Origin of the sequence: Sulfurospirillum barnesii SES-3 (assembly GCF_000265295.1) — a bacterium.
GTDB classification, from domain to species: domain Bacteria; phylum Campylobacterota; class Campylobacteria; order Campylobacterales; family Sulfurospirillaceae; genus Sulfurospirillum; species Sulfurospirillum barnesii.
Genome location: NC_018002.1, coordinates 378843 through 403740 on the forward strand (window position 1 = coordinate 378843; position 24898 = coordinate 403740).

Sequence of the window (24898 nt, forward strand, 5' to 3'; positions counted from 1 at the left end):
ATGGGCATTAAAATTGTTAAACGTGAAGGAAATAGTTTTAAAGAAAAACTTTACATTCCTGCGATTTTTGGTGGCATGAAAACGACCTTGCGCCACTTTTTAACCAATCTAAGCGATACCTCAAAGGTGAAAACGTTTTCTTACCCCGAAGAGCAACCTCGTGACATCACAAGCCGTTACCGAGGGGTGCATCGCCTCACCAAGCGAGAGGATGAGAGTATTCGCTGTGTGGCGTGTTTTATGTGCGCAACAGCGTGTCCTGCGGAGTGTATTTTCATCGAAGCTAAAGAGCGTGACGATGGGGTGGATGAAAAGATGCCTGAAGTGTTTACCATCGACTTACTAGAGTGTGTCTTTTGTGGAGGCTGTGTTGAAGCGTGTCCGTGTGATGCGATTCGTATGGATACGGGGATTTTTAGTTTTGTGGCTAAGGCTCGAGAAGATTTTATGCTCACCAAAGAGAAACTTTTAAGCCATGAGCCCAAAAAGGAGTCTGAATGATGGATGTCATTTTTATCATTCTTTCAGTGTTTGCTATCGGTGGAGCATTAGGCATGGTGTTGTTTCATCAGCCCGTGCACGGAGCGTTGAGTCTTATTTTAACCATCATCGCTCTTGCGGGATTGTTTGCGCTTTTGAGTGCCTCTTTTTTATTTATGGTGCAAATTATTGTTTATGCTGGGGCGATTATCACGCTTCTTATTTTTATCATTATGTTTTTAAACGTCAAAGAGGCTAATTTACCCAAAGAGCCGTACAAAAACATCACTCTTTTTCTAGGCTCTTTGGCATTGCTTCCTTTGAATTTTTTGATTTTACGGGCGTTTTCCAAACTCCCTTTGGCGCAACAAAATGTTTTAGTGGAAGGCTTTGGCGACATCCAGCCTCTTGGGATGGAGCTTTTTGAAAAGTGGTTGTTGCCTTTTGAGCTTATTTCTGTTTTGTTGCTGGTGGCGCTCATCGGTGCGGTGGTATTGGGACGTAAGGAGGAGGAAGTATGATAGCAGGGTCACTTTTTTCCTACATTGTGGTGGCGATGATACTTTTTTCCATCGGACTTTTAGGGGTGATGAGTCGTAAAAATATTTTTGTGATTTACATGTCGATTGAGCTGATGCTCAATGCGGTGAATCTTATTTTTATAGCACTTGCACAGTACCATGGTTCTATGGGCTCACACGTGATTGCGATGCTGATTATTGCCATCGCAGCAGCGGAAGCGGCGGTTTTTTTATCGTTAATTGTGGTCTTGTACAAGCGCAAAAAATCCCTTGATTCGGATATTTTTAGGTCTCTTTCACAAAAGGAGTATGTATGAATTTCCTTTTAGCGTGGATTGTGCTTATTCCGTTGTGCTCTTCATTATTTATAGGCTTGGCGTATGTGTATAGCATTACATGTAAACGACTCTCACGGGCGTGGTTTAGCGTTCCAGCTCTGAGTGCTCCTTTTTTAAGTTTGGCGATAGGGATTTATTTTTTCATACAGATGTTGCACGAATCGCAGGTGTTTTTATACCGTCCTTATCTGTGGCTCAGTATTGATAACTACGACATTCATATGGGATTTTTAGGCGATAAGCTCTCTATTTTTATGGTACTTTTCATCACGTTCGTGGGAGGGTTGATTCATCTATATGCCAGTGCGTATATGAAAGAAGACGAAGGGTATGGAAAGTTTTTTTGCTATTTCAACCTTTTTTTAGCATCGATGTTACTTTTGGTCTTAGCCGATGGGCCGCTTATTATGTTTATTGGGTGGGAAGGGGTAGGGCTTTGTTCGTACTTACTCATTAGTTTTTATTTTAGCGAGGCATCCAATGTGGTTGCGGGCAATAAAGCCTTTCTTGTCAACCGAGTCGGGGATATGGGGTTTTTAATAGGTCTTGCGCTGCTTTATTTTTACTGTGGGGATTATGGGTTTGATTATGCTTCGATTGAAGCGAAAATGGCAGGGGTTCCTTCATGGGTTTTACCCCTAGCAGGGCTTGCTCTTTTTGTGGGTGCTATGGGAAAATCAGCGCAAATTCCGCTCTACGTTTGGCTTCCAGATGCGATGGCAGGTCCCACACCTGTTTCAGCACTCATTCACGCCGCAACCATGGTCACAGCGGGTGTGTACATGGTGACACGCTTTTCCTTTTTGTATGAGATGATTCCACACATCGGTCTGTTTATCGCTTACATCGGAGCGTTTAGTGCTCTGTTTGCCGCACTTATTGCTACCAAACAAAGCGATATTAAAAAGATTTTGGCGTATTCGACGATGTCACAGCTAGGTTATATGTTTATCGCCGCAGGATTGGGGGCTTATAGCAGTGCGTTGTTTCATGTCTTGACCCATGCGTTTTTTAAAGCGCTTTTATTTATGGGAGCAGGAGCGGTGATTGTCATGATGCACCATGAACAAAATATCTTTAAGATGGGACAGATGCGTCTGGTTTCCAAAGTGGTGTACGGTACGATGTTGATTGCAACGCTTGCTATTAGCGGTATTCCTCCTTTTTCAGGGTTCTTTAGCAAAGATGAGATTTTATTGGTGGCGTTTGGCAGTGGGCATTATGGCTTATGGGCGATAGGTGTGCTAAGCGCTATCCTTACAGCGTACTATATGTTTCGCCTCTTTTTTGTTGTTTTTGAGGGGAAAAACGCTTTACATGTAAAGCACGCACATGATGTCTCATGGGTGATGAAAGCACCTTTGGTGATTCTTGCTTTAGGTGCTCTTGGCGCTGGATTTTTAGGACTTCCTGAGCTTTTGGGAGGTTCTCATGGCATAGGTGTGTGGCTTGGCGAGTGGGGCAGACGTGCGTTACATGTAAGTCATACAACCGAGTGGGTACTTATTGGTATCAACATTGCCGCATCGGTTCTTGGCATCGCCATCGCTTCGGTGAAATTTAGCCGTTATGATTTGCGCCACGAGCCTCTTCTAAGCGGAGTGATTTACCATAAATTTTATATTGATGAGCTTTACGATGCTCTTTTTGTACGTCCGCTTTTACGCTTGAGTCAAAAGTGTGCTTTTTGGATGGATACCAATGTTGTGGATGCGGTGGTGATGGGGCTCTCACGTGGGTTTATTCGTATAGGGTATTTGGTCTCTGTCGTGCAAAATGCGAATGTTCGTTTTTACGCATCAATTATGATGTTGGGTGTCAGTGCGATTGCGCTTTATTTGATTGTGATTGTGGGGTAGAGGATGGAAGTAGGAATTCTTTCGGTCATTATATTTTTGCCAATGGTTATGGCATTTTCTCTTCTTTTATTGCCTGTAAATACTGCGTGGACACGAGCTATTGCCTTTAGTGTTTCGGTGGTGATTTTTTGTTTGGCGTTTTATATTTATCAGCAGTTTGACCCTCATGGGGGAATGCAGTTTCGAGAATACCATCCGTGGATTAAAAGCTATGGGATTCATTACAGCCTTGGGTTGGATGGTTTTTCGCTGATTGTTTTGATGTTAATCGCAACACTGATTCCCAGTGCTTACTTATTATTATGGAAAAACAATCGCTCAAAAAGCTATTGGATTAGTATGTTACTCATTCAATCGGGTATTAGTGGGACACTCTTTTCGCTGGATTTGATTTTGTTCTACTTTTTTTGGGAAGCGATGTTATTGCCTGTCTTTATGATTATTGGTCTTTTTGGAAGTGGCAATCGTGTTTTTTCAACATTGAAGGTGACGATTTATACCATCATGGGCTCTTTGTTTATGTTTGTGAGTATTTTGTATTTGGGCGTGGCGTATTATTATGAGTTTGCGATGTGGAGTTTTGAGATGAGCGATATTGCGACCATCTCAACCTTGCAGTATGAGCAAAAAGTATTGCTTTTTTTAGGCTTCATGCTCGCTTTTGCCATTAAAATTCCACTTTTTCCGTTTCATTCATGGCTTTTAGAAACCTATTCAAACTCTCCCACGGGCGGTGTTTTTTTACTCTCATCCATTATGGCAAAACTGGGTGTTTATGCCCTAGTGCGTTTTGTTCTGCCAATTTTTCCTGATATTTTTGTTTTAGCAGCCCCCTTTTTGATAGGGCTTGGGCTTTTTGGCTTAATCTATTTTGGTATTGCCGCCTTATCGCAACATACCATCAAAAAGATGCTTGCTTACTCTTCGGCATCGCATTTAGGCTTTATCACCGCAGGTGTCTTTTCTTTGAATGTGCATGGCATGATGGGCAGTGCGTATCTTATCGTCGCACATGCGATTGCCACGGGAGGGCTTTTTTTACTCGTGGGGGTGATGGAGCGAAATTTGGGTATTCGCTCTCTTGATCAGCTTGGAGGCATCGCACACAAAGCACCGCTTTTTACCGTTTTTTTTGCGATTATGGTTTTGTGTACGGTGGGAATCCCTGGTACGAATGGTTTTGTGGCAGAACTGCTCATTATATTAGGTATTTTTAAATTCAATAGTCTCTTAGGCATTGTTGCGGCATTAACGGTTTTGGTGGCGGCAAGTTATATGTTATGGTTGTTTCAAAAAGCCATTTTGGTGCGCTCAAACAACGATGTCTCACGCATGGTGGATTTAGATGGTAAAGAAATCTTGGGGCTTTTACCGCTTTCACTTTTGATTATTGCGATGGGTGTTTATCCTGATTTTTTCCTCTATAAGATAGAACCTACCATTCATTACTATCTTAACGAACTTTTACATGTAGGAGGATAGGGATGCTTATAGAACTGAGTTATCTTTTGCCCTTGATTATTGTTGGTGTGGGGGCTATTGTTTTGATGGTGCTCTCGCCTGTCAAATATTTCTCGATGGAGCATTTTTCACTGATGAGTTTTAGTGTGATTTTAATGGCTCTGGGAAGCAACGTCTACTATTTTGGCGAATTGCGTACCAGTTTTCCTTTTGAAGACATTTTTTCAAAGATGATTATTGATGATAGTTATGCGGTCTATTTTGATTCTATCTTACTGAGTGGCGCTCTCGTGACATCGTTGGTTGGAACGCACTATTTTCAAACCAAACGCCATTTCAAAAAAGAGTTTTTTTCCCTCTTTCTTTTTTCGGTGTTTGGGATGATGCTTTTAGTGCATGCCAATGAGTTAATCACCGCTTTTATCGCTCTTGAAATCGCTTCTTTGTCCTTATATGTGATGGTAGGGTTTCAAAAAAACGATGACCGTCGGGTAGAGGCAAGCTATCAATACTTAGTCTTAGGCTCACTCTCAGGCATTTTCTTTTTGCTAGGCACAGCACTCATTTATGCAGGGCTTGGAACAACGGTTTTGGGCGATTTGGGAAGAGCACTTGATGCAATGATGGGAAGAGATGTTTCCTTAGTCGTGATAGGCGGAACCTTTTTACTGGTGACGTTTTTATTTAAAATCTCCGCCTTTCCTTTTCACAATTGGACGATTGATGTCTATGATGGCTCACCCCTTCCTGTCACGGCGTTTATGGCAGCAACCTTTAAAGTGGCTATTTTTGGATTTATCTTACGCTTAATGTTAGTAGATTTAGACCCGATTCGGGATATGTGGGATAGTTTATTTGTGGTGATTATCATTGCAACGCTCTTATATGGCAGTTTGATGGCGATTATCCAGAAGAGTTTAAAGCGAATGTTGGCGGCTTCGAGTATCGTGCATACGGGGTATTTGCTCATTGCTTTTGTCTCCATTGGGGTTTTAGGGGAGAGTGCTTCAAGTTCGATTATTTATTATCTTGTCGCCTATTTTCTCTCGGCCATGGGAGCGTTTGGGCTCATTTCGTACATCACCTCGGATGATCAAAAACGTGTCACGTATGAAGATTTTCGAGGCTTTGCGCATGTGCATCCGTATATGGCGGCGATGCTCAGCATCTTTATGCTCTCTTTAGCAGGACTTCCAACCACCATAGGCTTTGTTGGCAAGTTTTATATCTTCACAGGAGCCATTGAAGCAGGTTACACCCTTTTAGCGGTGTGTGGCGTGAGTGCCACGTTTGTTTCGATTTATTACTACTTCAAGTTGATTGCGCTGATGTATTTTTACCCTGCGTGTGAGTCTGAATATGAAAATGTCCTAACGCTTCGAGGGATTACTCCCATTACGATAGGATTTATTGCCCTTGCCGTTATTTGGGGTGGTATTGGTAACACGTTTATCGCCTATTTTCCAGGGGTTGATTTTCTTATCGATACCGCAAGACTTTCGTACATGTCACTTTTCATCAAATAGCCTTTACATGTAAAGGCTATTTGAGCAATGCTTCAAACTCTTCACGAAATTTTTTAAGATAGCTTTGCGCGATAAACGCCACCGAGGGCGCAAAAACACAAATGGTTTTTCCATTGAGCATATCACAGACATCCAGCAACGTTTCAATGTCTTGATGTGTTCCTTTGCCTTGTAAGATTTTTTCTAAAATGTTATCGACCCAGCCTGTTCCTTCTCGACACGGAGTGCATTGACCGCACGATTCGTGGTGGTAGAACTCAAAGAGGTTTTTCATCGCTTCAGGGATGCTCACCTCTTCATCCATCACGATCATACCACCTGTTCCTAACGATGAGCCATGCGCTTTGAGACTTTCGTAATCAAGCGTTATAGCTTCAATCTCATCGGCTCGCAAGATTTGCACAGAAGAGCCTCCTGGAATCACCGCTTTAAGTTTTTTGCCCCCTGTAATACCACCGCAAAGGGAGTAAATCACCTCTTTCATCGACGTGCCATAGGGGAGTTCATACACCCCTGGTTTTTCCACATGTCCGCTGATGCCAAAAAGCATGGTTCCAGGACTCTCCGCCGTTCCGTACGCGCGATAGGCTTCATAGCCTTGTTCGATAATAAAAGGAACAGAAGCGATGGTTTCGACATTGTTTACCACCGTGGGGCAACCAAAAAACCATTCAGGCTCTTTGCCTTTTGGCTTAAGACGTGGATGCCCACGTTTTCCCTCTAATGATTCTAAAAGAGCGGTTTTCTCACCGCAAATGTACGCACCAGCACCTCGGTGAAGCGTTACATGTAACGTATAGTCATGCCCTAAAATGCGCTCTCCTAAAATGCCAGCCGCATAAGCTTCATCAATCGCTTCTTGGACTCTTTGTGCCCAAAAAACATATTCACCACGAATATAGATGTAAGCATGGTGTGCGTCTATGGCGTAACTTGAACAGATGATGCCCTCAAGAAGCAAATGCGGATCAAACTCCAAAATTTGCCTGTCTTTAAAAGTTCCTGGTTCACTCTCATCGGCGTTCACAACCAAATAGACGGGTTTTTCACTAGCTCTTGGAATGAGTCGCCACTTTTCTCCCGTATGTGCCCCACCACCCCCTTTGCCACGAAGCCCACTTTTTTCCACTTCACTCGTAACCGCATCGGGGCTCATCGAAAAAAGTTTCACTAACGAGCCGTAGCGTCCGTTTTCACGGGCAACACGTAGTGTGTGGGAGAGTGGAATATCAAAATTTTTACTGACGATTTTGACCATCATGAGGCACTTCCATCGATAAGTTCATCCAGCTTTTCAAGGGTGAGATTTTCCACATAATCATCATTCAAGCTCATGCATGGAGCCGTGCCACACGAGCCTAGACATTCGACCAAAGAGAAGGTAAATTTCCCATCTTTCGTGGTTTGTCCTGGCTTAATTCCCAGACGATTTTCGATATGCGCTTGCATGGTTTGTGCGCCTCGAAGCATACACGAGAGTGTTTTGCACAGTTGGATATGATATTTTCCCACAGAGGCAAGGTTAAACATCGTGTAAAAAGAGGCAACAGAGTAGACATCCATTGCAGAACATTCTAATTTTTGAGCTAAAAACTGCATCGCCTCAGGGCTAATCCATCCTTCTTGATACTGCACCATCCAAAGAGAGGGAAGCATGAGCGAACTTTTTTCAGGGTAACGCTCTAAAAGAGCTCTAAATTTGGTTTCATTTTCTTGGGAAAAAGCAAAAGAACTCATCGGTCTAACTCTCCTGCGATGATATTAAGGCTTCCAAGGCTCAGTACGGCATCGGCTATCATGCCGCCCTCCACAATGTGCGGATACGCCGCCATCGCATAAAAACAAGGAGGTCTGACTTTGACTTTATAAGGCGTTCCACTCCCATCGCTAATGATGAAAAATCCCAATTCGCCATTACCGCCCTCAATGGCACGGTAGTACTCTTTAGCAGGGACTTTAACCCCTTCATAGATGAGCTTAAACTGGTTCATTAAGCCCTCAATGTTGGAGTAAACCGCTTGTTTGGATGGAAGCGAGATAGAAGCATCTTTGACGCAAATAGCACCATTTGGAAGTCTGGTGTAGGCTTGAGTGATGATACGAATACTTTGGCGAATCTCTTCAAAGCGTACCATCATTCTATCGTACACATCGCCCACACTGCCTAACGCCATATCAAAATCAAAGGTTTCATAGTGATAATAGGGCTCACTCACACGCACGTCATAAGGCACCCCACACGCCCGCAAATTAGGGCCACTCAAACCACGGTTAATGGCTTCTTCTTGGGTGATAATACCTACATTTTGTGTTCTATCGTGAAAAATACGGTTGTGCTCAATCAGCCTAAGGGTATCGCCCATGCCCTCTTCAATGGCTTTAATACAGGCTTTTAAATCTTCCCCAAACCCATCATACAGATCATAACTCATCCCACCGATGCGCATATACGAGTTGGTAAGGCGAGCTCCTGTGAGTTTGGAGAGCAAGGAGTAGACCACTTCTCGTGGGTTGTAAAGGTACCAATAATTGGTCAATGCGCCCATATCCACCAAAATAGCCGCTAAACAAACGAGATGGTCGATGATGCGAGAGAGTTCACCGATCATGACACGGATAAATTTTGCACGCTCCGGCAAATCCACCCCCAACATTCCCTCAACCGTATGCGCAAAAGCGATGTTGTTTAAAATCGCAGAACAGTAATTGAGACGGTCGGTATAGGGAATAATTTGGTTATAGGTATGGTTTTCGCACGATTTTTCAAAACCACGGTGTAAATAGCCGATTTCACTCACCGCACACACGATGCTTTCCCCATCTAAAGCGACAAAGTTACGAATCGTCCCATGACTTGCAGGGTGGGCAGGCCCTAGATTTAAAAACATCAAACCCTCTTCTTTATCCAGTCCTTTTTTCTTTAAACGAGGTGTCATCTCATCCATCAAATCATCACTTCGGTGGCACAACTGCCCTTTAGTGATGGGATAATCTTTGCGTAAAGGATGACCGATAAACTCTTTGTGATTTAAAATACGTTTTAAATTGGGGTGATTTTTAAAGCTAATACCGTACTGATCCCAAATTTCTCGCTCCGCCCAGTTGGCAGATTTGAATAACGATGTGATGCTTTGTGTTGCTAAAGAGGTATCGATAAAGGTTTTAATCGTGATGAGGTTTTTAAAATGCTTATCACGCAAAAGATAGACAATGGCAAAACGCTCTGGCATTTTTTCTTTACATGTAAGATAATCAATCGCCGTCATATCGACTAAAAAATGGTAACCATCGTCGTGTTTGAGTACATGTAAAACATTTTGAATGAGCTCTTTGTCCACGATGTAAGCACCCTGCGCATCAAGAGCGTATTGGTTGGCAAAAACTTCTTTAAAGTGTTTCATCAAGAAGCCCTTTAAATGCTCTTTGTGTACGCTCTTTGATGATGCTTTCATTTTCATATTGGAGTTTTTGAATCTGAAGGAGCGCATCTAAAAAAGCTTCAGGGCGTGGAGGACATCCTGCGATGTAAACATCCACAGGAATAATCGCATCAATACCTTGTAGCGTCGTATAGTTATCGTAAAACCCCCCACTGCACGCACACGCTCCTGCGCTAATCACCCATTTAGGCTCAGTCATTTGGTCGTAAATCTTTTTTAAAATAGGCGCTTGTTTGTAGCTAATGGTTCCTGCAACAATGAGTAAGTCCGCTTGTCTGGGTGAAAAGCGTACCACTTCAGCGCCAAAACGTGAAATATCATACGTGCTACTTGCCACACTCATAAACTCGATGGCACAACACGCCGTTCCAAAAACATACGGCCACATGGAAGATTCTCTTGCCCAGTTAATGGCATTATCCAGTTTTGTTGTTATCACGCTGTTTCCAAAAATTGCCTCAGCCCCTACTGCCATTTTAATGCCCCTATTCGGTAAATATAAATAAGACCTAAAAGTAAAAGTGTTACGAAAGTAAACATTTCAAACAAACCAAAGTAACCTAACTCTCGCACATTAACCGCCCATGGAAACATAAAGATGATTTCAACATCAAAAAGGACAAATAAAATAGCCACAAGATAAAACTTGGCACTAAAGCGGCTTTCACTCGAACCAATAGGGGTTGTGACACCACTTTCATAGGGAGTGTTTTTTGTTTTTTGAGTCGATTCATTAGGCCCTAACTTTTTACTCAGCAAAAAGAGAATGGGCAACAAGAGTGTGAGAAACAGAACAATACTCGAAGCTAAAAAGAGTTCATGGGGCATAGGGTGTCTTTTAATGTGATTTTAGGTTAATACGTCGATATTAACGAAAGTAGAGTAAAACAGACCTTATGTCTCTTTTAGAAATTTTTACTTTTATTTTTGATACATTCTTCTCGAATGTGACTTATATCAAAACATCTTCTAAGTGAGTTTTAACTACAATGGCTTCTTCAAAATTGTTAATCAAGAGGGATGAATGCGCTATTTTCTTTTTTTATCTGCGTGTGTGGTAGTAATGTATGCGGCAACTGCTGAGGATATTTATCGTATTTATAAAACCAAAGGCATTCATGCGGTAGAGGATTTTTTAAAAAAAGAGTTTGAGTCAGAAGAACCTGTGAAATCAAAAGAAATTAAAACGCCGATTGAAGTCAAAGTTCCTGCGAAAGAGCCAAAAGTAGCTGTGGTAAAAACAAAAGTACCCACTGAAAAAGAGCTAATCTCTAAAGAGTTTTGGTTAAAACAAATTCGAGGCATGGATATTGCATATGGTTATTATGAAGCGTTAGACTCCTTGATTGTGTGCGAAAAAGATAAAAAGCATTGTGAAGTGTATAAAAACAGTAATGATAATGGTCTTGAGTTGGTTAAATCACACGATGTTATTATGGGGAAAGAAGGGGATAAAGTAAAGCGAGGGGATCTGAAAACGCCTGTGGGTGTTTATGAAATCACCAAACGCTTTAAACCAACAGATCCTTTTTATGGTCCTTTGGCATTTTCGCTTTCTTACCCAAATCTTTTTGACGTATTGCGTGGAAAAAATGGCAGCGGTATTTGGATTCATGGTATGCCTTTAGATGGAAAAGACAGAGATGATTTGAGTAAGGGATGTGTTGTTATGGATAATGATGCCATTAAGATTCTTGACAGTGAGATTAATGCCCAAAGTACCATGACAATTATTGGTGAAAGTAAAGTACCAAAATTAAGTAAAGAGACGGTTGCAACGCTTTTAAGTGAAGTCTATAAATGGCAACGTGCATGGAAAGTGAATGATATTACTACCTATTTGAACTACTATTCCAATGATTTTAAAAGAGCAGATGGTTCAGGAAAAACGCAATTTGCTGTTAGTAAAAAACAGATTTTTTCACGTAAAGAGACCAAGACTATTGTATTTGAAAATTTAAATATTGCTCCGTATCCTACGATGGATAATCGCAAACTTTTTAAAATAGCATATGACCAAACCTATAAAAGTCCCTCTTTTGCTTCTAAAGGAAGAAAAGAGTTGTATGTTGAGCTCGTTGGCAATAAAATGTCGATTGTGGCTGAAAAATAAGGAATATGTTTTATGAATGAAAAAGAGATGATAGAAAAAGAGTTGGAAAAACTTATTGAAGCACGAGATGCTTTTTTGACATACATGGATGCGCATATTCCCAAAGATGACAAAGGAATTGCCTTTGATTTTTCGCAAGAACCAACATTGGATGCAAAACGTGTGTATGAACACTTTTATAAATTAGATTATCAAGCTCGTAAAATAAGAGGTTTTATGGTCGCTCAATTGGCATCAAAGGCTTAGCGATGGCATTTATCACCTTGAATAAAGCGCATTTATTTCACAATCTTGACACATTAAGCGCAAAGGCAGGGGGAAAACAGAAGGTTATGGCCGTCTTAAAAGACAATGCTTATGGGCATGGGCTTCGAGTGATGGCAGAACTTTGTTTTGCGTATGGTCTTCGTAGAGTAGCGGTTAAAAATATCGAAGAAGCGATGGTAATTGCCGATCTTTTTGACGAAGTCTTAGTGCTGGTCGATACCGTATCATCGCAAAAATTACCTCAAAACATCTCTTTTTCAGCGCACTCTTACGAGATGCTAGAGGCGTTGGTTGAGGGAGAGAGCATTCATTTAAGTCTTGATACGGGAATGCACCGTAACGGTATTAAAGAAGATGAGATTGAAAAAGCGATGGCATTGATTGTGGCTAAAAAACTCTCTCTTAAAGGGGTTTTCACCCATTTTAGAAGCAGTGATGAATTAAATGCCGAATTTTTTTGGCAACGTACTTTATTTGAGCGGGCTAAAAAACGGATTAAAATCCTTGCCAAAGCTTATGATTTACCAGAAATTTCCTTTCATTGTTGTAATTCAGCAGGGCTTCTTCGTACACAGACGTTGGGTGATGATGCCTTTGCACGTGTTGGTATTGCCATGTATGGGTATAGTACCCTTCATCCCTCTTTTACTTCCCTTGAATTAAAACCAGTATTAGCCTTATGGGCGGAAAAGCTGAGCAGTCGTGTGCTTAAAAAGGGCGAACGTGTTGGGTATGGAGGTGTCTATGAAGCACCAGAAGATGAACTTATCTCGACGTATGATATTGGCTATGGGGATGGTTTTTTTCGCTTTAATGGCTTAGAACCTGTTGCGATGGCGGATGGGCGTTTAAGTAAAGGGCGAATGTCAATGGATAGCTTTTGTTTGGGGGGTGATGCTCAAAATGTATGTATGTTTGATAATGCCAATGCTCTTGCCAAACAGTTTAAAACCATTAATTACGAGATTCCTACAAAACTTTCATCCACGCTAAAGCGTATTGTTATCTAATTCATTATTTTGTAAGCTTACTTCAATGGCATTTCCCCCATGGAGATTTGCCTTTGTGAGTGCGTTTTCGGCTCGTGCTTTAAAACTTCCTAATGTGTCTTTGGGCGAGAGTGACGTAATGCCATAACTACACGAAATTTTACCAATAGGTAAAAATTTGGCTGTTTCTATAATCTTTTGAAGCTTGTTTGCAAGCCCTACCCCTGCTTTAAAGGTGTTGTTAGGTAGCACAATGGCAAAACGATTGTGAGACCATTTTCCCAAAATATCCACATCCCTAATCGACTTATGAATGACGTGCACAAACTCTTTCTTAAGCGTAACAATGGCTTCTTCTGGAAAAACTTTCGACAAATTTTCAAACATATTAATTTCAAGAAGCATCAACGTGAGTTCTGTTTTGTAGCGTTTATGACGTTTAAATTCATAAAAAAGATGTTCATTGATGCTTTCATAGTTTAAAAGGTTAAGGTGTTCATCACGACTTTTGCTTTCCTCCGCGTAATCCGTTAATTGTTTTTCTAACTGCTCTTTTTTTAAAGAGAGTAGCAGTGCAAAGGTAAGCATAGGAAGGTATTTTTTAATGAGGGAGGTATGTCTTTGTATAAAAGAAGCATCTTTGCTCACAAGCATTAATGCACCAATTGTTTTTTTAGTCTCCTCTTCTTGCAGTAAAAAATGAAAAATGCTCATGGGTGTATCATTAAAAAAAATCTTCTCTTGAGTGAGGGGTGTTTTTTCTGTAAAACAGCGTACTACCATCGCTTCAACATCACTTTTTTCATAGGTGTTTGCTCGAAAAGGAAATATATCTTTTGAGTGAAAAGAGGTTTTAATAAACAGATTTTCATTGTAAAGGCTGATATGATCTTGTGTGTAAAGTAAAACAATACTTGCCTCAAGGTGCAAAAGTTTTTCAAAGCTCTCTTGTGTTTTTAAAATGTTAAATTTTGTAGCAAGAGAAGCGAATAAGAGTGTTGAGAGTTTCTCAAGCGCACCAAATTCTAAAAGGGATGTTTTAGAGGCTTTTGGCTTTATGAAAAGTGGGACGAGGGTTGTTAAAAAAAGCACTACAGCAATAAGGCATTTGAGTAAAGGTACGCTATGGGGTGTTTGAAAAAAAAGCTCTTCTATCCATGATGATTGATGTAGACGTGATATAGCAAAAGCATCCAAGACCCAGTACAAAAAAGCTATAAAAAAGGCTAAAAAGAAGTAAAATGTTTTGTTCAGTTTTATTTGCAAACTTGAATTCCTGCTTCAAACAAGATTCCATCAATACCATGCAATGCTGCAAATTCAATATCATTTTCGTCATTGCTTAAGAGTAAGATTTTCCCATCAAATAAATAATCATCGGCAATTTTTTGTGCTTGCAACGCTAAATCTTTTGTGAGAACAAAGTAGGACGCATTGAGCGCATGGGCGAACATAAGCTCTTTAATTTGTTTTACATGTAAAGCAAATGGAATATTTTCCTGTGCGCATGTGTGTGCTAAGTTTATATGAAAATCAAAAAGAACAGTACTGTTTGATGGGGTTTTAGCAATGTCTTCATATGCGTGAATATGATAAAAAGGTTTAAAAGCAATGGCTTCATGACCAATCAGTAACATTAGGATAACCTCGCACACTCTTTAGAGCAGTAGAACTGACCATCTTTAATGATCGCCTCATTGTGACTGACAAATGTTGAACACTTTTGACATTCTACCATGGTTTCTCCTTCTAAGACTTTGGTATGTGTGGTACTCTTTTTGACATCCTCTTGACGTCTGTTTTTAAAGAAAAAAAGATAAATTAAAAAAAGAACTCCAAGTAAAATAGCAATTTTAAACAACATCGACATTCTCCATAATAAGATAATAGCGCTTCTCTTTTTGATACACCTTACAGTGTGATAACCCTTGAATCTCTTCTTCGACCATTTCCCCTTTATAAAAAAGCAGGGTTGTTTTAGGTGTTATAAAATTATGACACAAGTTTATTAACATTTTTGTGTTGGTGACAGCTCGAGAGCTAATTAAATCAGCTTCAAAACCCTCAACTTTTTCCACACGATGGGTACACACTTCTACATTTTTAAGACAGAGTGTTGATTTTACAAGGTGTAAAAAAGCACTTTTTTTAGCAATAGGCTCAAACAAGCTAAAATGAACATGTGGTAAGGCAAGGGCTAAAAGTAAGCCTGGAAAACCAGCACCCGTCCCCACATCAATCGCACGTTTCATTTCGCTTACATGTAAAAATTGCAAAGGATAAATACTATCTTCTACATTTTTTAAAACCACCTCTTTCGTTTTTGCACCTGAAATATTGTGTGTTTGATTGTAGCGCAAAAGTAAGGTTGCAAATGTATCTGCGTGTTCCCAAAAGGAGATTGGAAGCGTAAACGAAGCCATAAACGAAGCCTTTAAATAAATTTATATATATCCTATCCAAAGGGCGATTAATAGGCAATTAAAGTGCTCATTTACAATTTGTTTATGCAAGAAGCAGTAGAATTATTCTTACAGTTAAATTGATTCAAAGGAGACAATTATGGCAATTACTTTACCCAAGCTTCCTTACGAGGCCGATGCCTTAGAGCCTTATATTAGTGCGAATACTTTAGGTTTTCATCATGGAAAGCACCATCAAACCTATGTCACCAACCTCAATAACTTGATTCAAAATACCCCTTTGGCAGAGGAGGCTTTAGAAGCAATCATTTTCGCCTCTGCAAATGTTCCTGAAAAAGTAGGTATTTTTAACAATGCCGCACAAGTGTGGAACCATACCTTTTATTGGAACTGTATGAAAAAAGATGGCGGTGGTGTTCCAAGCGGTGCTATTGCTTCTAAAATTACTGAAGATTTTGGTAGTTATGATGCCTTTGCAGAAGCATTTAAAAATGCAGGACTTACCCAGTTTGGTAGCGGTTGGGCATGGTTGGTGTTGGAAAATGGAAAACTGAAAATTACGAAAACCAGCAACGCCGATACACCAATGGTGCATCAGCAAAAAGCTCTTTTAACCGTTGATGTGTGGGAACATGCTTATTATTTAGAATATCAAAACAGACGTGCGGATTATATAGATATTTTTCTCAAACATTTAGTGAATTGGGAGTTTGTCAACGAAAATTTAAACGCATAAGTTTATGAAATAAGGGAATTTTTTCCCTTATTTCTTTTTTACATGTAAGGTATTTTTAGCCTTGTTCACTTAAACAGTGAGGGCATTTTTTTGCTATCAAGGGTATGTTCATACCACATTCAGCACACACTTTGGTTGTAGGCGCAGGTGCTTCTTTTGGCATGATTTTTGAATACCCCTTAATCATCATAAACATAACAAAACCTAAAATGACAAACGAGGTAACATCGTTAAAAAAGACACCAAGTTTAATAGCTGGAGCACCTGCTTTTTCCAAATCTGCCAATGAGACATACTCTTTGCCATCCAATGCAATAAACAAAGATGAGAAATCGACATTGCCAAGCAACAAACCCACGGGTGGCATGATAATGTTGCTGACTAAGGACTTGACCACCGTTGCAAAGGCTGCACCAAAAATAAACCCCACCGCCATATCAATGACATTGCCTTTGATCAGGAAGTTTTTAAACTCTTTTAGCATAGTGGCTCCTTATTAAAATAGATGTCCCATTTGCTCTTTTTTTGTTTTTAAATAGTGTTCATTAAATTGATTCGCTTCAATAATAACAGGCACTCTTTCAACAATTTCAATCCCTTTAAGGCTATCAAGTTTGAGAGGATTGTTGGTTAAAAGCTTAATTCTAGCAATCCCAAAATGTGCCAAAATAAATTCTACAACTTCATAGGTGCGCTCATCGGCTTTAAATCCTAATTGATGGTTCGCTTCGATGGTATCAAAGCCTTTATCCTGAAGTGCATAAGCATTAACCTTATTTAAAAGCCCAATATTACGCCCTTCTTGACGTAAATAAATTACCATGCCACTCTCTTTTTCAATTGCTTTGAGTGCATACTCTAATTGATCTCTACAATCGCATTTAAGGCTACCAATGGTATCGCCTGTAAGGCATTCGCTGTGAATGCGAACGAGGGGAACGTCGTCCAAAGGCTCTTTAAAAATGACCAAATGCTCTTTAATCCCTTCCTTAAACGATTGAATTTTAAAAGAGCCAAAACGTGAGGGGAGGTTCGCAACCTCTGAAATTTCTATTTTCATTTTCTTTTATATCCAGTTATGCTAAAATCACTACTTTTTATAACGAGCGCTAATTTTAACCAAGATAAGGCAAAAGAATGTTTAAAAGATTTAGAAGACTGAGAATGAATGCAACGCTTCGCTCACTTGTACGTGAGACAACCTTGAGTATGGATGATTTTATTTACCCCTTATTTGCGAGAAGCGGAGAGGGCATTAAAAAAGAGATTGGCTCGATGCCAGGTGTTTTTCAGATGAGCATTGATGAGATTTTAAAAGAGTGTAAAAGCTTGCAGGAACTTGGAATTAACTCAATTATTTTATTTGGAATTCCTGAGGTTAAAGACAGTGTGGGAAGTGATGCACTGTGCGAGCATGGAATTATCGCTAGTACCATTAAAGCCGTTAAAAAGGCGTATCCAAACATGTTTGTCGTGACTGATTTGTGTTTTTGTGAATTTACCGACCATGGGCATTGTGGCATTTTGGATGTGGAACATGAGAGTGTTAATAACGATGCGACCTTAGAAATTTTAGCCAAACAAGCCCTCGTTCATGCACGCTCAGGTGTAGATATGATAGCCCCCTCTGGCATGATGGATGGCATGATAGAAGCCTTACGTGAAGCACTCGATGGCGAAGGTTTTATTAACCTTCCGATTATGAGTTATTCGACCAAATTTGCCAGTGCCTATTATGGACCGTTTCGTGATGTGGCAGAGTCCGCCCCTTCTTTTGGTGATAGAAAAACCTACCAAATGGATCCTGCCAATCGCAGAGAAGCTATTAATGAGTCGGTGGAAGATGAAGCGCAAGGGGCTGACATCTTGATGGTCAAGCCAGCCCTTGCATACCTAGACATCATCCGTGATGTACGCAATGCCACCTCCTTACCTTTGTGTGTGTACAATGTGAGTGGAGAATATGCCATGCTAAAAGCTGCTGGGCGTGCGGGTGTCATTGATTATGAGCGTGTGATGATGGAGACGATGATTGCGTTTAAACGTGCGGGGGCTGACATTATCATCAGTTATCACGCTAAAGAAGTAGCAGAAATTTTAAAAAGGAAATAATAATGCGACATTTTTTAACCCTGAAAGATTTTAGCAAAGAAGAGATTTTAGAGATCATTGATCTTGCGATTAAAATTAAGAAACAGACGAAAAAAGGTAAACTCAAACCTTATTTAAAAGACCAAACGCTAGGAATGATTTTTGAAAAAAGCTCAACACGTACACGGGTGAGTTTTGAAGTAGGGATTCATCAGCTTGGAGGCAAAGGGCTCTTTTTATCCTCGAACGATTTGCAACTAGGACGTGGCGAACCCATGAAAGACACTGCACGTGTGATTAGCCGTATGGTGGATATGGTGATGATACGAACCTTCGCACAAAGTACACTTGAAGAGTTTGCGGCGTATTCACGTGTACCTGTCATTAGTGGTTTGAGCGATAGCTACCATCCTGTACAATTGATGGCGGATTATATGACGATGGTCGAGTATGGCAAAGATAAAAACCCTATCGTAGCGTATGTAGGTGATGGCAATAATATGACGCATTCATGGCTCATGATGGCTTCAAAGTTAGGCTTTGAGCTTCGCATCGCAACGCCTAAAGGGTATGAAGTAGATAGCGCCATTTTAGCCAATGCACACTCTTTTGCACAACAAAGCGGTGCGGTCATTAAAATTGGCAATGACCCCAAAGAGGCAATTTCTGGAGCAAGTGTTGTCACAACTGATACATGGGTTTCAATGGGGCAAGAGGCTGAAAAAGCCAAACGTGTGGCAGATTTTCAAGGCTATATGGTGGACGATGCGATGATGAGCTTAGCGCAAAAGGATGCAATGTTTTTACACTGCCTGCCAGCGTACCGTGACTATGAAGTGAGTGAGAGTGTCTTTGAAGCCCATGCCGATGAGATTTTTGATGAAGCAGAAAACCGTCTACACGCCCAAAAAGCGGTGATGGTATGGCTTGATAAACACAGAGAGCATTAATGGAATTTAAGAGAAAAAAAGAGTTTAAGATGATAGAGAAAATTTCTAAAGGTTTAAGCCTCAACAAGCAAAAAGAGCAAACGGTTTTAGAGATAGTTTCCCACGAGGATGAAAACAGCAAGCTTTTACGCCTTAAAAGTGGTTCATGGAACAATCAAAAAGAGCCATGGCTAGTGTATGATGAACATCAAAAGCTCCACGCCATGCTTTCCATTGATACGCTGAGCAAAATGATAGAACACTTTAAAAAAGCAGAGCAAGAGACACTTTTTCTCAAGCTTGAAAAGAGCATTTTGCAACATTTGCCACTTGATTTTCACGACGTCTGGACGGTGGCGATGGAAGAGATGAAAAAGAGTAAAAAAAGCGATGTTGATTTTGATGCGTTGATTAAAAAGATTAAAAAAGAGCATCCTAACCTCTTTTTGGACCTTAAGGATCTCTATTTACCAGAGGGTGCTAGTATTATCAACGCCATAGAGCGTTAAGGAGATTCATGATTGATTTTGAAAAGTTTGCCAAGTACTCCAAAGCAGGGCCTCGGTATACCAGTTATCCAACCGCACCTGAGTTTAATGAAAGCTTTACATGTAAAAGTTACGAGGAGGTTTTGGCGCACCAAGACGCTTCTCGCCCCCTTTCACTCTATTTTCACCTTCCGTTTTGCCGAAGTGCCTGTTATTTCTGCGGGTGTAACGTCGTTTATACCAGCAAGGAAGATAAAAAAGAGCGCTACATTGACTATTTAGAGCGTGAATTAGTGCTTTTAAGCCAGCACCTCGATACAGAGCGTGAAGTGATTCAGATGCATTTTGGTGGAGGAACACCCACATTTTTTAGCAAAGAGCAGTTGGAGCGTATTTTAAAGGCGATTAAAAGCCATTTTAAAAACTTTGCAAAAGATGCGGAAATCAGCTGTGAAATCGACCCTCGATACCTGAGTAAAGAGCAGTTAGACGTGCTTACATGTAATGGGTTTAATCGCATCAGTTATGGCGTGCAAGACTTTAACGATGAGGTGCAAAAGGCAATTCACCGCATTCAACCTTACGATGTCACGCAAAATGCGGTTAAAATGGCAAAAAGCTCAGGGATTAAGTCGATTAATATGGATTTGATTTACGGGCTTCCTTTTCAAACCTTTGAGACGTTTCAAGAAACCCTGCGTTTGGCGGTTTCACTCGACCCAAGTCGTTTGGCGGTTTTTAACTACGCGCATGTGCCGTGGATGAAAAAGTCGATGCGAAAAATCGATGAGACGACACTCCCCCATCCAAGCGTGAAACTTGCCATTATGCGGTATAGCATTGATTATTTAGAAGCCAATGGCTACAAAATGATAGGTATGGATCACTTTGCAAAACCCGATGATGAGCTTTTTCTTGCCATTGAAAAAGGGGAATTGCACCGCAATTTCCAAGGCTATACCACCAAAGGTGGGGCGGATTTGATTGGAATTGGGTTAACCAGTATTGGTGAGGGCGTGGCGCATTACGTTCAAAACTTTAAAGAGATGGATGCGTATGAAGCGGCCATTGATGCGGGAAAATTGCCTGTGCATCGGGGACTGATTTTAAATGAGGATGATGTGCTTCGAAAAGCAGTCATCATGGAGATGATGAGCAATTTTAAACTGAACATTGAAGGCATTGAGCAAGCGTTTGGCATTGACTTTTTTACGTATTTTGCCGATGCTATCGAAGCCCTGAAACCTTTTGAAGCCGAAGAGCTTGTCGTGGTGGATAAGGTGGGTAAAAAGATTCTCGTTAATCCTACGGGAACGCTTCTCATTCGTAATATCGTGATGCCTTTTGATGCTTATTTACAAAAAATCCCTGAAGATAAACGACGCTTCAGTAAAACGGTGTAAAACATGTTTCAATTTAATGTAACCAGTGATGCGTGTGTGAAATGCGGTAAGTGTATACCTGTGTGTACGATTCACGAAGTCAATCGTGATGAGGTCACATCTCCTAGAGGTTTTTTAGACCTTTTAAATGCGTATCAGCGAGGGGATTTGGAGCTCGATAAAAACGCTAAAAACATCTTTGAGAGCTGTTTTTTATGCACCAATTGTACCGATGTTTGCCCCAATGATTTGCCTGTGGATATGGTCATTGAACAGGTGCGCAATGATATTCGCAAAAAGTTTGGTTTAGCATGGTATAAAAAACTCGCGTTCTTCTTGCTTCGAAATCGTAACATTATGGATGTTCTGGCTCGTTTTGGGTACATGTTTCAAACCTGTGGGTTTAAAATGGTAGAAAAACAAAAATCCATGTATTTGCGAAATTTTCCTATCATTAAGATGGACAGGCTGTTTCCTAGTCTTGCAAAAAAAACCTTTCTAAACTCCCATCCTGATGTCATCCATAACGGAGGCAAAGGTAAAGTGGGCATTTTTATCGGCTGTTTAGCCAATTACATGTACACCGACATTGGCAAGGCACTTTTGGAAATTCTCAAAGAGTTACAAATCGATGCGTACCTCATAAAACAACAAAAATGCTGTGGCGCACCACAATACTTTACGGGTGATTTTGACAGTGTGGATTTTTTAGCGAAGTTTAACATCGAATACATCGAAGGGTTTAAGGATGAACTTGATGCCATCATCATTCCTGAGGCGACCTGTAGTGCGATGATCAAAGCAGACTACGTCCATTTCTTCCATGACCAACCTGAATGGCAATCACGTGCTAAAGCGATCGCTCCACATATTTTTATGGCAACCGAATATTTAGAGAAGAAAACAAATTTAGCAGAAATCTTAGCCAGTAAAGCACGCAAAAGTGAAGTGGTCACCTACCACGATCCATGCCACGCACGCAAAATGCAAGGCGTCTGGAGGGAACCACGCAATTTAATTTCACAAAACTACACCATCAAAGAGATGAGTGACCCCAACCGCTGTTGTGGGTTTGGAGGGGTTACCATGCAAACCGAAAAATACCGCTTCGCCAAAGCCGCAGGTCTGCCAAAAGCCGCGATGATTAAAGAGACGGGTGCGGAATACGTGAGTGCAGAGTGCAGTGCCTGTCGCATGCAACTGGGTGATGCGATGCACGGTCAAAAGGTGGATGTTATCTTTAAAAACCCGATAGAACTCATTGCTAAGGCGTTGAGAGAGGGATAAGTCAAACGGTTACATGTAAAGTTGAAAAGCGTTACATGTAACCATGAAATTTTATATGCAAAGAGTCAATACTCCTGTTATCATTGATACTAAAGAACTTACTTCAGAGCTACGAGTAAGAAGCTCCCCTAGTGTTTGTTGAATACCAACTTTATCTGAATGTTGTAGTTTCAAAATAATCTGTTCTTTATCCGATAAGTGAGATTTGTTGATAGCTTCTATTAATTCAAGAAGCTTTTGGTCTAAAGGTGATTGAATAGTATTGCCATTACCATTAACAGCATTTCCATAATTGTTTCCATGAATATTTAAGACGTTATTGTAGGTTACTTCTGTTCTTTCGATTTTAGAATATTGCTTTTTATCGTTATTTTGAAGAAAATTTCGCCCATCGAATGTTAAACCACGAAAAGTATATAATTTATCAGTTAGATACCAAGATCCTTTTTTAATAAGCCCATCATTTTCTATTTTTTCTATTAGAATTTTAAACTCATCATATTCTAACTCGAACTCTTCTGGATAGATATCACTGCCCGCTTTTTGTTTTCCTAAGAAATCCATAATTTCATTGTATTTTGCCTCAATTGCCGTCATAATGTTTTTCCTTTGTTTATATTTTAATAATGAAATTTTACCACAGTTAAAATGGGCAAAAAAAAGTTATAAACACAAGAAAAATTGCTTGTTTATGCCTTACATGTAAGTCTATTATTTGACAAAACCCCTTCACTCAAGTATAATAAATACCAAATAAAGTACTAAAAAAGGCATCTATTATGCAACCTATTTTATCAAACTACACAGCAAGCATTACTGAGCTTAAAAAATCACCCACGCAAATTCTTGAAAATGCAGGCGAAGAAGTTGTTGCTATACTCAATCATAATGTGGTAAGTGCTTACCTTGTTCCTTCTAAAACCTATGAAAAATTGATGGCGATGCTGGATGATTATATGCTCTCTAAAGAAGTTATAAGTAGACAAAGCGAAGCTTACACACCTATTAAAGTAACGCTTGATGCGCTATGAATTAGAATTTCACCCACAAGCGCTAAAAGAGTGGAAAAATCTAGGTGAAACCATCAAAGAGCAGTTTAAAAAGAAACTGCAAGAGAGACTGGAAAACCCAAAAGTTCCTAAAGACAAACTCGTTGGATTTGATGCAGTCTACAAAATCAAACTCAAAACAGCAGGATACAGATTAGCCTATGAAGTGATTGATGAAAGAGTGGTTATTATCGTTTTAGTGATAGGAAAACGTGAAAACAATAAAGTGTATAATGCTCTGTATTCACGTTTTGAGAAGTAAAAATCTTTACATGTAAAAGATGTTTTAAACGATTAAATAGCGTTTCCAAATCCAAATCGCCAGGCTTAGGGCGATTATTCCAAATAAAGCCCCACTCACTCCAACGTAGCGCATACCAAGGTGTGTTGTAACGATACCTCCCATGAACGCTCCCCCGCCAATCCCAATGTTATAAATACCCGAATACAAAGACATCGCAACATCGGTGGCATCAGGAGCAAGTTCTAAAACACTCACTTGTAAAATCAGACTAATCAAACAGATAGCCATCCCCCAAAAGAGCGACAAAATGCTAAAGGGAATCGTGTGAAAAGAGAGGGTGAGCATTAACAGTTCTGCAACAATAAGCGCACCAAGAGCAAAGAGAACCAAGCCAAATGGGTGTTTGTGCCTTAAGCGTGCAAAGAGCATGCTTCCTAGAAGTCCTGCAATACCAAAAACAAAAAGCACTACGGTGGCAAAATGCTCTCCCAAATGAGCGATGTTCATCACAAACGGCTCAATATAAGAGTAGGCGGTAAAATGAGCGCTAATGGCTAAAATGGTGAGCAGATACATTCCCATAAGGGCGGGGCGTTTCACGAGAATGGGTAAACTTTTGAGTGAACCAGCGTTTTGGCTAGGCAGCGAGGGCAGGGTTTTGTAGAGAAAATAGAACATCCCCACACCAAGCAGTGCAATAACACCAAAGGTAGAACGCCAACCCCATGCTTGACCTATGATGCGTCCCAGTGGTAAGCCCAAAACAATTGCCAAAGCACTTCCTGTGGCAAGAAAACTCAGCGCTTTGGTGGTTTGACCTTTGGGGGCTAAACGGTAAACCAAAGAAGCGGTAATCGCCCAAAAAATTGCGTGTGAGAAGGCGATGCCAACACGAGAGAGCATTAAGATGGTGTAGCTCCATGCAAAGGCTGAGAGCAGATGTGAGAGAATGAAAAAAAATAAAATACTCAGCAAAAGCGTTTTACGCTCTACATTTTTGCTAAGAAGCATTAAGGGCAGAGAAATGGTGGCAACGATCCATGCGTAGATGGTCATCATCATGCCTGTTTTGGCTTCGCTGATGTTAAAATCCGTTGCAATGGTGGTGAGTAAGCTAATGGGCGCAAATTCGGTGGTGTTAAAAATAAAGGCGCAAATGGTGAGCCCCATAATGGGAAGCCATGCGTGCAGTGACGTGTGAAAGCGTAAAAACATAAAAAGACCTAGTACAAAAATAAGCGAGTATTGTACCGAAGCCAAGAATAGAAGCAGTTG

Annotated in this window: 30 protein-coding genes; 17 read left to right on the top strand and 13 right to left on the bottom strand. The window is 40.5% G+C overall.

Translation table 11 applies throughout. The annotated features are described in order from the left end of the window. From SULBA_RS02020 to SULBA_RS02045, 6 genes are read left to right on the top strand one after another with little or no spacing between them, the layout of a single operon-like run. Entirely contained in the window at nt 1–501 is a 501-nt protein-coding gene (locus tag SULBA_RS02020; protein WP_014768603.1) for a NuoI/complex I 23 kDa subunit family protein, read from the top strand. Then, a complete protein-coding gene (locus SULBA_RS02025; protein ID WP_014768604.1) occupies nt 498–1001 on the top strand; it encodes an NADH-quinone oxidoreductase subunit J family protein in 504 nt (167 codons plus the stop codon). The genes SULBA_RS02020 and SULBA_RS02025 overlap by 4 nt, the downstream gene beginning before the upstream one ends. After that, nucleotides 998–1318, top strand: a complete 321-nt coding sequence (gene nuoK, locus SULBA_RS02030; protein ID WP_014768605.1) for an NADH-quinone oxidoreductase subunit NuoK — start codon at nt 998–1000, stop codon at nt 1316–1318. Before SULBA_RS02025 ends, nuoK begins: the two co-directional genes overlap by 4 nt. Further along, the gene (nuoL, locus tag SULBA_RS02035; RefSeq protein ID WP_014768606.1) at nt 1315–3198 is read left to right on the top strand and encodes an NADH-quinone oxidoreductase subunit L; all 1884 of its coding nucleotides are present in this window, start codon (nt 1315–1317) and stop codon (nt 3196–3198) included. The genes nuoK and nuoL overlap by 4 nt, the downstream gene beginning before the upstream one ends. A 3-nt stretch (nt 3199–3201) precedes the next feature. After that, the gene (locus tag SULBA_RS02040; RefSeq protein WP_014768607.1) at nt 3202–4680 is read left to right on the top strand and encodes a complex I subunit 4 family protein; all 1479 of its coding nucleotides are present in this window, start codon (nt 3202–3204) and stop codon (nt 4678–4680) included. 2 nt (nt 4681–4682) lie between these two features. Then, complete coding sequence (locus SULBA_RS02045; RefSeq protein ID WP_014768608.1) at nt 4683–6185, top strand: NADH-quinone oxidoreductase subunit N; 1503 nt, start codon at nt 4683–4685, stop codon at nt 6183–6185. 16 nt (nt 6186–6201) lie between these two features. Here the strand turns inward: SULBA_RS02045 and nuoF are convergent, their stop codons facing one another. From nuoF to SULBA_RS02070, 5 genes are read right to left on the bottom strand one after another with little or no spacing between them, the layout of a single operon-like run. Next, nucleotides 6202–7446, bottom strand: coding sequence for an NADH-quinone oxidoreductase subunit NuoF (nuoF, locus tag SULBA_RS02050; RefSeq protein ID WP_014768609.1), 1245 nt, complete (start codon nt 7444–7446; stop codon nt 6202–6204). Then, nucleotides 7443–7922, bottom strand: coding sequence for an NADH-quinone oxidoreductase subunit NuoE (gene nuoE / locus SULBA_RS02055; RefSeq protein ID WP_014768610.1), 480 nt, complete (start codon nt 7920–7922; stop codon nt 7443–7445). The genes nuoF and nuoE overlap by 4 nt, the downstream gene beginning before the upstream one ends. After that, nucleotides 7919–9586, bottom strand: coding sequence for an NADH-quinone oxidoreductase subunit D (locus SULBA_RS02060; protein WP_014768611.1), 1668 nt, complete (start codon nt 9584–9586; stop codon nt 7919–7921). The genes nuoE and SULBA_RS02060 overlap by 4 nt, the downstream gene beginning before the upstream one ends. Continuing rightward, nucleotides 9573–10100 carry an NADH-quinone oxidoreductase subunit B gene (locus SULBA_RS02065; protein ID WP_014768612.1) on the bottom strand — a complete coding sequence of 176 codons (528 nt, stop codon included), beginning with the start codon at nt 10098–10100 and terminating at the stop codon, nt 9573–9575. The genes SULBA_RS02060 and SULBA_RS02065 overlap by 14 nt, the downstream gene beginning before the upstream one ends. Continuing rightward, nucleotides 10091–10453, bottom strand: a complete 363-nt coding sequence (locus SULBA_RS02070; protein ID WP_014768613.1) for an NADH-quinone oxidoreductase subunit A — start codon at nt 10451–10453, stop codon at nt 10091–10093. The genes SULBA_RS02065 and SULBA_RS02070 overlap by 10 nt, the downstream gene beginning before the upstream one ends. 196 nt (nt 10454–10649) lie before the next feature. Here SULBA_RS02070 and SULBA_RS02075 point away from each other — a divergent pair, with 196 nt between their 5' ends. The 3 genes from SULBA_RS02075 to SULBA_RS02085 are packed head-to-tail and all read left to right on the top strand — an operon-like array spanning nt 10650 to nt 13015. Then, complete coding sequence (locus tag SULBA_RS02075) at nt 10650–11738, top strand: L,D-transpeptidase family protein (protein ID WP_014768614.1); 1089 nt, start codon at nt 10650–10652, stop codon at nt 11736–11738. 12 nt (nt 11739–11750) lie between these two features. Beyond that, a complete protein-coding gene (locus SULBA_RS02080) occupies nt 11751–11984 on the top strand; it encodes a hypothetical protein (protein WP_014768615.1) in 234 nt (77 codons plus the stop codon). Between the two features lie 2 nt (nt 11985–11986). Further along, on the top strand, nt 11987–13015 hold the full coding sequence (locus tag SULBA_RS02085) for an alanine racemase (protein ID WP_014768616.1): 1029 nt from the start codon (nt 11987–11989) through the stop codon (nt 13013–13015). On the opposite strand, the gene SULBA_RS02090 is transcribed toward SULBA_RS02085, so the two are convergent. Genes SULBA_RS02090 through rsmG form a run of 4 tightly spaced genes read right to left on the bottom strand, consistent with a single transcriptional unit; the run spans nt 12995 to nt 15417 of the window. Beyond that, nucleotides 12995–14260, bottom strand: a complete 1266-nt coding sequence (locus SULBA_RS02090) for a GGDEF domain-containing protein (protein WP_014768617.1) — start codon at nt 14258–14260, stop codon at nt 12995–12997. The genes SULBA_RS02085 and SULBA_RS02090 overlap by 21 nt on opposite strands. Next, on the bottom strand, nt 14251–14631 hold the full coding sequence (locus SULBA_RS02095; RefSeq protein ID WP_014768618.1) for a hypothetical protein: 381 nt from the start codon (nt 14629–14631) through the stop codon (nt 14251–14253). Before SULBA_RS02095 ends, SULBA_RS02090 begins: the two co-directional genes overlap by 10 nt. Beyond that, nucleotides 14631–14858 carry a PP0621 family protein gene (locus SULBA_RS02100; protein WP_014768619.1) on the bottom strand — a complete coding sequence of 76 codons (228 nt, stop codon included), beginning with the start codon at nt 14856–14858 and terminating at the stop codon, nt 14631–14633. The genes SULBA_RS02095 and SULBA_RS02100 overlap by 1 nt, the downstream gene beginning before the upstream one ends. Then, nucleotides 14848–15417 carry a 16S rRNA (guanine(527)-N(7))-methyltransferase RsmG gene (gene rsmG / locus SULBA_RS02105; protein WP_014768620.1) on the bottom strand — a complete coding sequence of 190 codons (570 nt, stop codon included), beginning with the start codon at nt 15415–15417 and terminating at the stop codon, nt 14848–14850. Before rsmG ends, SULBA_RS02100 begins: the two co-directional genes overlap by 11 nt. A gap of 139 nt (nt 15418–15556) precedes the next feature. Between rsmG and SULBA_RS02110 the strand changes: the two genes are divergently transcribed. Next, nucleotides 15557–16153: a superoxide dismutase gene (locus SULBA_RS02110; RefSeq protein ID WP_014768621.1), complete on the top strand. Its 597-nt coding sequence runs from the start codon at nt 15557–15559 to the stop codon at nt 16151–16153. A gap of 55 nt (nt 16154–16208) precedes the next feature. Here SULBA_RS02110 and mscL read toward each other — a convergent pair whose 3' ends face one another. Continuing rightward, on the bottom strand, nt 16209–16637 hold the full coding sequence (gene mscL / locus SULBA_RS02115) for a large conductance mechanosensitive channel protein MscL (protein ID WP_014768622.1): 429 nt from the start codon (nt 16635–16637) through the stop codon (nt 16209–16211). 12 nt (nt 16638–16649) lie between these two features. Beyond that, entirely contained in the window at nt 16650–17213 is a 564-nt protein-coding gene (gene ribA / locus SULBA_RS02120) for a GTP cyclohydrolase II (RefSeq protein WP_014768623.1), read from the bottom strand. 77 nt (nt 17214–17290) lie between these two features. Here ribA and hemB point away from each other — a divergent pair, with 77 nt between their 5' ends. The 5 genes from hemB to SULBA_RS02145 are packed head-to-tail and all read left to right on the top strand — an operon-like array spanning nt 17291 to nt 22330. Continuing rightward, the gene (hemB, locus tag SULBA_RS02125; RefSeq protein ID WP_014768624.1) at nt 17291–18265 is read left to right on the top strand and encodes a porphobilinogen synthase; all 975 of its coding nucleotides are present in this window, start codon (nt 17291–17293) and stop codon (nt 18263–18265) included. Nucleotides 18266–18267: 2 nt separating this feature from the next. Further along, nucleotides 18268–19194 (top strand): ornithine carbamoyltransferase, encoded by a 927-nt coding sequence (argF, locus tag SULBA_RS02130; protein WP_014768625.1) that lies wholly within the window; start codon nt 18268–18270, stop codon nt 19192–19194. A gap of 29 nt (nt 19195–19223) precedes the next feature. Further along, the gene (locus SULBA_RS02135) at nt 19224–19682 is read left to right on the top strand and encodes a DUF2603 domain-containing protein (protein ID WP_245391429.1); all 459 of its coding nucleotides are present in this window, start codon (nt 19224–19226) and stop codon (nt 19680–19682) included. Nucleotides 19683–19690: 8 nt separating this feature from the next. Continuing rightward, entirely contained in the window at nt 19691–21064 is a 1374-nt protein-coding gene (gene hemN / locus SULBA_RS02140) for an oxygen-independent coproporphyrinogen III oxidase (protein ID WP_014768627.1), read from the top strand. 3 nt (nt 21065–21067) lie between these two features. Next, nucleotides 21068–22330 (top strand): (Fe-S)-binding protein, encoded by a 1263-nt coding sequence (locus SULBA_RS02145; RefSeq protein ID WP_014768628.1) that lies wholly within the window; start codon nt 21068–21070, stop codon nt 22328–22330. Nucleotides 22331–22381: 51 nt separating this feature from the next. On the opposite strand, the gene SULBA_RS02150 is transcribed toward SULBA_RS02145, so the two are convergent. Further along, a complete protein-coding gene (locus tag SULBA_RS02150) occupies nt 22382–22927 on the bottom strand; it encodes a hypothetical protein (protein WP_014768629.1) in 546 nt (181 codons plus the stop codon). A 182-nt stretch (nt 22928–23109) separates the two neighbouring features. On the opposite strand from SULBA_RS02150, the gene SULBA_RS02155 reads away from it, so the two are divergent. Together SULBA_RS02155 and SULBA_RS02160 are read left to right on the top strand one after the other, a co-directional pair. Further along, nucleotides 23110–23361 carry a type II toxin-antitoxin system Phd/YefM family antitoxin gene (locus SULBA_RS02155; RefSeq protein WP_014768630.1) on the top strand — a complete coding sequence of 84 codons (252 nt, stop codon included), beginning with the start codon at nt 23110–23112 and terminating at the stop codon, nt 23359–23361. Further along, entirely contained in the window at nt 23351–23641 is a 291-nt protein-coding gene (locus tag SULBA_RS02160) for a type II toxin-antitoxin system RelE family toxin (protein WP_014768631.1), read from the top strand. Before SULBA_RS02155 ends, SULBA_RS02160 begins: the two co-directional genes overlap by 11 nt. A 24-nt stretch (nt 23642–23665) precedes the next feature. On the opposite strand, the gene SULBA_RS02165 is transcribed toward SULBA_RS02160, so the two are convergent. Continuing rightward, complete coding sequence (locus SULBA_RS02165) at nt 23666–24838, bottom strand: sugar transporter (protein ID WP_014768632.1); 1173 nt, start codon at nt 24836–24838, stop codon at nt 23666–23668. Nucleotides 24839–24898 lie beyond the last annotated feature (60 nt).

Bases quoted from the DNA above. Each gene is read 5' to 3' on its own strand.
- SULBA_RS02020 (WP_014768603.1), top strand. From the start codon at position 1: ATGGGCATTAAAATTGTTAAACGTGAAGGAAATAGTTTTAAAGAAAAA.
- SULBA_RS02025 (WP_014768604.1), top strand. From the start codon at position 498: ATGATGGATGTCATTTTTATCATTCTTTCAGTGTTTGCTATCGGTGGA.
- nuoK (WP_014768605.1), top strand. From the start codon at position 998: ATGATAGCAGGGTCACTTTTTTCCTACATTGTGGTGGCGATGATACTT.
- nuoL (WP_014768606.1), top strand. From the start codon at position 1,315: ATGAATTTCCTTTTAGCGTGGATTGTGCTTATTCCGTTGTGCTCTTCA.
- SULBA_RS02040 (WP_014768607.1), top strand. From the start codon at position 3,202: ATGGAAGTAGGAATTCTTTCGGTCATTATATTTTTGCCAATGGTTATG.
- SULBA_RS02045 (WP_014768608.1), top strand. From the start codon at position 4,683: ATGCTTATAGAACTGAGTTATCTTTTGCCCTTGATTATTGTTGGTGTG.
- nuoF (WP_014768609.1), bottom strand. From the start codon at position 7,446: ATGATGGTCAAAATCGTCAGTAAAAATTTTGATATTCCACTCTCCCAC.
- nuoE (WP_014768610.1), bottom strand. From the start codon at position 7,922: ATGAGTTCTTTTGCTTTTTCCCAAGAAAATGAAACCAAATTTAGAGCT.
- SULBA_RS02060 (WP_014768611.1), bottom strand. From the start codon at position 9,586: ATGAAACACTTTAAAGAAGTTTTTGCCAACCAATACGCTCTTGATGCG.
- SULBA_RS02065 (WP_014768612.1), bottom strand. From the start codon at position 10,100: ATGGCAGTAGGGGCTGAGGCAATTTTTGGAAACAGCGTGATAACAACA.
- SULBA_RS02070 (WP_014768613.1), bottom strand. From the start codon at position 10,453: ATGCCCCATGAACTCTTTTTAGCTTCGAGTATTGTTCTGTTTCTCACA.
- SULBA_RS02075 (WP_014768614.1), top strand. From the start codon at position 10,650: ATGCGCTATTTTCTTTTTTTATCTGCGTGTGTGGTAGTAATGTATGCG.
- SULBA_RS02080 (WP_014768615.1), top strand. From the start codon at position 11,751: ATGAATGAAAAAGAGATGATAGAAAAAGAGTTGGAAAAACTTATTGAA.
- SULBA_RS02085 (WP_014768616.1), top strand. From the start codon at position 11,987: ATGGCATTTATCACCTTGAATAAAGCGCATTTATTTCACAATCTTGAC.
- SULBA_RS02095 (WP_014768618.1), bottom strand. From the start codon at position 14,631: ATGTTACTGATTGGTCATGAAGCCATTGCTTTTAAACCTTTTTATCAT.
- SULBA_RS02100 (WP_014768619.1), bottom strand. From the start codon at position 14,858: ATGTTGTTTAAAATTGCTATTTTACTTGGAGTTCTTTTTTTAATTTAT.
- rsmG (WP_014768620.1), bottom strand. From the start codon at position 15,417: ATGGCTTCGTTTACGCTTCCAATCTCCTTTTGGGAACACGCAGATACA.
- SULBA_RS02110 (WP_014768621.1), top strand. From the start codon at position 15,557: ATGGCAATTACTTTACCCAAGCTTCCTTACGAGGCCGATGCCTTAGAG.
- mscL (WP_014768622.1), bottom strand. From the start codon at position 16,637: ATGCTAAAAGAGTTTAAAAACTTCCTGATCAAAGGCAATGTCATTGAT.
- ribA (WP_014768623.1), bottom strand. From the start codon at position 17,213: ATGAAAATAGAAATTTCAGAGGTTGCGAACCTCCCCTCACGTTTTGGC.
- hemB (WP_014768624.1), top strand. From the start codon at position 17,291: ATGTTTAAAAGATTTAGAAGACTGAGAATGAATGCAACGCTTCGCTCA.
- argF (WP_014768625.1), top strand. From the start codon at position 18,268: ATGCGACATTTTTTAACCCTGAAAGATTTTAGCAAAGAAGAGATTTTA.
- SULBA_RS02135 (WP_245391429.1), top strand. From the start codon at position 19,224: ATGATAGAGAAAATTTCTAAAGGTTTAAGCCTCAACAAGCAAAAAGAG.
- hemN (WP_014768627.1), top strand. From the start codon at position 19,691: ATGATTGATTTTGAAAAGTTTGCCAAGTACTCCAAAGCAGGGCCTCGG.
- SULBA_RS02145 (WP_014768628.1), top strand. From the start codon at position 21,068: ATGTTTCAATTTAATGTAACCAGTGATGCGTGTGTGAAATGCGGTAAG.
- SULBA_RS02150 (WP_014768629.1), bottom strand. From the start codon at position 22,927: ATGACGGCAATTGAGGCAAAATACAATGAAATTATGGATTTCTTAGGA.
- SULBA_RS02155 (WP_014768630.1), top strand. From the start codon at position 23,110: ATGCAACCTATTTTATCAAACTACACAGCAAGCATTACTGAGCTTAAA.
- SULBA_RS02160 (WP_014768631.1), top strand. From the start codon at position 23,351: ATGCGCTATGAATTAGAATTTCACCCACAAGCGCTAAAAGAGTGGAAA.
- SULBA_RS02165 (WP_014768632.1), bottom strand. From the start codon at position 24,838: ATGTTTTTACGCTTTCACACGTCACTGCACGCATGGCTTCCCATTATG.